3 rRNA genes are annotated in these 5,617 nt (G+C 56.3%); all 3 read left to right on the top strand.

The features are described from left to right. Positions 1-134: 134 nt before the first annotated feature. The 3 genes from K4G59_RS19620 to rrf all read left to right on the top strand — a co-directional run bounded on the left by K4G59_RS19620 (position 135) and on the right by rrf (position 5,610). Positions 135-1,649: ribosomal RNA gene (locus K4G59_RS19620) — 16S ribosomal RNA — on the top strand. A 548-nt stretch (positions 1,650-2,197) separates the two neighbouring features. Then, positions 2,198-5,330, top strand: a 23S ribosomal RNA gene (locus K4G59_RS19625). 162 nt (positions 5,331-5,492) lie between these two features. Continuing rightward, positions 5,493-5,610, top strand: a 5S ribosomal RNA gene (gene rrf, locus K4G59_RS19630). The 16S, 23S and 5S rRNA genes sit together here, the layout of an rRNA operon. Positions 5,611-5,617: the final 7 nt, after the last annotated feature.

Here is a 5,617-nt window from a genome sequence, read left to right on the forward strand (position 1 = left end):
TTTTTTGGGGTTGGGGTGGTTGGGTCGCGGTTTCTTTGACAATGATTCTGACAGATGTCAGTTTTGTTCAGTCAGGGGATGTGGCTCTTATTGATTGTGGCTGGCCTGGCTTTGGTTGGGTTGGTTCATGTTTTTCGATGGAGAGTTTGATCCTGGCTCAGGACGAACGCTGGCGGCGTGCTTAACACATGCAAGTCGAGCGGAAAGGCCACTTCGGTGGTACTCGAGCGGCGAACGGGTGAGTAACACGTGAGTAATCTGCCCCTGGCTTCGGGATAGCCACCGGAAACGGTGATTAATACCGGATATGACAGACCCTCGCATGGGGGTGTGTGGAAAGTTTTTCGGCCAGGGATGTGCTCGCGGCCTATCAGCTTGATGGTGAGGTAATGGCTCACCATGGCTTCGACGGGTAGCCGGCCTGAGAGGGTGACCGGCCACACTGGGACTGAGACACGGCCCAGACTCCTACGGGAGGCAGCAGTGGGGAATATTGGACAATGGGCGGAAGCCTGATCCAGCAACGCCGCGTGAGGGATGACGGCCTTCGGGTTGTAAACCTCTTTCAGTACCGACGAAGCGCAAGTGACGGTAGGTACAGAAGAAGCACCGGCCAACTACGTGCCAGCAGCCGCGGTAATACGTAGGGTGCGAGCGTTGTCCGGAATTATTGGGCGTAAAGGGCTCGTAGGCGGTTTGTCGCGTCGGGAGTGAAAACGCCGTGCTTAACACGGCGCTTGCTTCCGATACGGGCAGACTAGAGGTATTCAGGGGAGAACGGAATTCCTGGTGTAGCGGTGAAATGCGCAGATATCAGGAGGAACACCGGTGGCGAAGGCGGTTCTCTGGGAATGACCTGACGCTGAGGAGCGAAAGTGTGGGGAGCGAACAGGATTAGATACCCTGGTAGTCCACACCGTAAACGTTGGGCGCTAGGTGTGGGGTCCATTCCACGGATTCCGTGCCGCAGCTAACGCATTAAGCGCCCCGCCTGGGGAGTACGGCCGCAAGGCTAAAACTCAAAGGAATTGACGGGGGCCCGCACAAGCGGCGGAGCATGCGGATTAATTCGATGCAACGCGAAGAACCTTACCTGGGTTTGACATACACCCTGCCGCCTCAGAGATGGGGCTTCTTTTGGGGGTGTACAGGTGGTGCATGGCTGTCGTCAGCTCGTGTCGTGAGATGTTGGGTTAAGTCCCGCAACGAGCGCAACCCTCGTTCTATGTTGCCAGCACGTAATGGTGGGGACTCATAGGAGACTGCCGGGGTCAACTCGGAGGAAGGTGGGGATGACGTCAAGTCATCATGCCCCTTATGTCCAGGGCTTCACGCATGCTACAATGGCCGGTACAAAGGGCTGCGATCCCGTAAGGGGGAGCGAATCCCAAAAAGCCGGTCTCAGTTCGGATTGGGGTCTGCAACTCGACCCCATGAAGTCGGAGTCGCTAGTAATCGCAGATCAGCAACGCTGCGGTGAATACGTTCCCGGGCCTTGTACACACCGCCCGTCACGTCACGAAAGTCGGCAACACCCGAAGCCGGTGGCCCAACCCTTGTGGAGGGAGCCGTCGAAGGTGGGGCTGGCGATTGGGACGAAGTCGTAACAAGGTAGCCGTACCGGAAGGTGCGGCTGGATCACCTCCTTTCTAAGGAGCACACGCCCCGATGCCAGGCGAATGTTCTGGCACGCATGGTGGTGTTCACTAGTGGAATCGTCGATGGTCAGGTCATGTGCGCCAGCTTGTCTGGTGTGGGTGGTCTGGTTACTCATGGCCCTGCGTTGGTGGGGGATGGGGTCAAGCACACTGTTGGGTCCTGAAGAATCAGCCGGTCCCCGTCTTCGGGTGGGGGTGGTGTTGGTTGCTTCTGGTCCTCCCTTTGTCCGTCATGCTCGTGTGCTCTGGTTGTCCTTGTGGGTTTTGTGCCTGTGGGGGTGTTCGGGGTGGGTGTGGGGGGTGTTGGTGGGGTTGTTGTTTGAGATCTGCATAGTGGACGCGAGCATCTTGTAGCTGATCTGTCGGCATGCTTGTCGTGAGTGCTCTTCGTGAGTGCTTGCGGGTGAGTGTGTTGGTGGATGTAGTTGCGTAGGCATGGCTGGTCTTTCCTTGGCTGGTCGTGTCGTTTGTGTGCTGGCCTGCTCCTTTGATTGGGGGGTGGGCTGGTGAGTCTTTTGTGTGTTGTCTTGACGTTGTTGAGACAAGCTATGAAGGGCACATGGTGGATGCCTTGGCATCAAGAGCCGATGAAGGACGTTGGAGCCTGCGATAAGCCCTGGGGAGTTGGCAACCAAGCTGTGATCCGGGGGTGTCCGAATGGGGAAACCCAGCACGAGTCATGTCGTGTTACCCGCACCTGAACACATAGGGTGTGTGGAGGGAACGTCGGGAAGTGAAACATCTCAGTACCGACAGGAAGAGAAAACAACAGTGATTCCGAGAGTAGTGGCGAGCGAAATCGGATGAGGCTAAACCTCAGGTGTGTGATACCCGGCAGGGGTTGCATCTGGGGGGTCGTGGGACCGCTCTATTGAGTCTGCCGGCTCAGTACAGAGTAAGAAACCAGTGTGGAAGTCGAAGTCGGTTGGAAAGCCGTACCGTAGAGGGTGATAGGCCCGTAGACGTAAAGCGTTGGCTCTGGAGCGTGTTCCCAAGTAACACGGAACCCCTGAAATTCCGTGTGAATCTGGCGGGACCACCCGTTAAGCCTAAATACTCCTTGATGACCGATAGCGGACAAGTACCGTGAGGGAAAGGTGAAAAGTACCCCTGGCGGGGAGTGAAATAGTACCTGAAACCGTGTGCCTACAATCCGTCGGAGCCTTATGCCACTTGTGGTGGGGGTGACGGCGTGCCTTTTGAAGAATGAGCCTGCGAGTTTGCGGTGTGTTGCGAGGTTAACCCGTGTGGGGAAGCCGTAGCGAAAGCGAGTCCGAATAGGGCGATTCAGTAGCGCGCTCAAGACCCGAAGCGAAGTGATCTATCCATGGGCAGGTTGAAGCGTCGGTAAGACGACGTGGAGGACCGAACCCACTTAGGTTGAAAACTGAGGGGATGACCTGTGGATAGGGGTGAAAGGCCAATCAAACTTCGTGATAGCTGGTTCTCCCCGAAATGCATTTAGGTGCAGCGTTGCGTGTTTCTTGCCGGAGGTAGAGCACTGGATAGCCGATGGGCCCTACAAGGTTACTGACGTTAGCCAAACTCCGAATGCCGGTAAGTGAGAGCGCAGCAGTGAGACTGCGGGGGATAAGCTCCGTAGTCGAGAGGGAAACAGCCCAGACCATCAGCTAAGGCCCCTAAGCGGTGACTAAGTGGAAAAGGATGTGGAGTCGCATTGACAACCAGGAGGTTGGCTTGGAAGCAGCCACCCTTGAAAGAGTGCGTAATAGCTCACTGGTCAAGTGATTCCGCGCCGACAATGTAGCGGGGCTCAAGTCATCCGCCGAAGCTATGGCATTCAGCGAATACATCAGCATCGACTTGATCGGTGTTCAGTGCGCTGGATGGGTAGGGGAGCGTCGTGTGGGCAGTGAAGCGCCGGAGTGATCCAGGTGTGGAGCCCACACGAGTGAGAATGCAGGCATGAGTAGCGAATCACGGGTGAGAAACCCGTGCGCCGAATGATCAAGGGTTCCAGGGTCAAGCTAATCTGCCCTGGGTAAGTCGGGACCTAAGGCGAGGCCGACAGGCGTAGTCGATGGACAACGGGTTGATATTCCCGTACCGGCGAAGTTGCGCCCATGACGAACCTGGTGATGCTAACCACCCGAAGCTCATCGGACCGGACCCTTCGGGGCGAGGCTGGTGGGTGGAGCGTGGGACCCGAGCTGGTAGTAGTCAAGCGATGGGGTGACACAGGAAGGTAGCCCAACCACAGCGATGGTTGTCTGTGGGCAAGCGTGTAGGACGTGGTGTAGGCAAATCCGCACCATCCACTTCAGTGTGGAGTCTGAGACGTGACGCGGAGCCTTATTGGCGAAGTGGGTGATCCTATGCTGTCGAGAAAAACCTCTAGCGAGCAACGAGCCGCCCGTACCCCAAACCGACTCAGGTGATCAAGTAGAGAATACTAAGGCGATCGAGAAAACCATGGTTAAGGAACTCGGCAAAATGCCCCCGTAACTTCGGGAGAAGGGGGGCCCGGATCGTGAACCCACTTGCTGGGGGAAGCGTGAAGGGCCGCAGAGACCAGGGGAAAGCGACTGTTTACTAAAAACACAGGTCCGTGCGAAGTTGTAAGACGATGTATACGGACTGACTCCTGCCCGGTGCTGGAAGGTTAAGAGGACCGGTTAGGCAGCAATGCCGAAGCTGAGAATTTAAGCCCCAGTAAACGGCGGTGGTAACTATAACCATCCTAAGGTAGCGAAATTCCTTGTCGGGTAAGTTCCGACCTGCACGAATGGAGTAACGACTTTCCCACTGTCTCAACCATGGACTCGGCGAAATTGCACTACGAGTAAAGATGCTCGTTACGCGCGGCAGGACGGAAAGACCCCGGGACCTTTACTATAGTTTGGTATTGGTGTTTGGTACGGCTTGTGTAGGATAGGTGGGAGACTGTGAAACCTTCACGCCAGTGGAGGTGGAGTCAACGTTGAAATACCACTCTGGTCGTACTAGATGTCTAACCTAGGTCCGTTATCCGGATCAGGGACAGTGCCTGATGGGTAGTTTAACTGGGGCGGTTGCCTCCTAAAATGTAACGGAGGCGCTCAAAGGTTCCCTCAGCCTGGTTGGCAATCAGGTGGCGAGTGTAAGTGCACAAGGGAGCTTGACTGTGAGACAGACATGTCGAGCAGGGACGAAAGTCGGAACTAGTGATCTGGCCACGGCATGTGGAAGCGTGGTCACTCAACGGATAAAAGGTACCCCGGGGATAACAGGCTGATCTTCCCCAAGAGTCCATATCGACGGGATGGTTTGGCACCTCGATGTCGGCTCGTCGCATCCTGGGGCTGGAGTAGGTCCCAAGGGTTGGGCTGTTCGCCCATTAAAGCGGCACGCGAGCTGGGTTTAGAACGTCGTGAGACAGTTCGGTCCCTATCCGCCGCGCGCGCAGGAAACTTGAGAAAGGCTGTCCCTAGTACGAGAGGACCGGGATGGACGAACCTCTGGTGTGCCAGTTGTTCTGCCAAGAGCACGGCTGGTTGGCTACGTTCGGAAGTGATAACCGCTGAATGCATCTAAGCGGGAAGCACGTTTCAAGATGAGGTTTCCCACCACGTAAGTGGGTAAGGCCCCCCACAGAACATGGGGTTGATAGGCCGGAGGTGTACAGCAGCAATGCCCAGCCGACCGGTACTAATAGGCCGAGGGCTTGTCCCAACACCGTACAAGAACACACACAAGTGTTACCCCGACAAACCCGCGCACACGTAACGAACAGCGATGAGCATGTTCGCGTCCACTAGGCAGTTCCCAACCAACACACCCAACCCACGCCAGCCCTCAACTGCTGGCAGGTGGTGTGGACGAGGTTGAAAGAGTTACGGCGGCCATAGCGAAACGGGAAACACCCGGTCCCATACCGAACCCGGAAGTTAAGCCTTTCAGCGCCGATGGTACTGCAACCGAGAGGTTGTGGGAGAGTAGGACGCCGCCGGACATACATT

Source organism: Nocardioides furvisabuli, assembly GCF_021083185.1.
Lineage (GTDB): Bacteria > Actinomycetota > Actinomycetes > Propionibacteriales > Nocardioidaceae > Nocardioides > Nocardioides furvisabuli.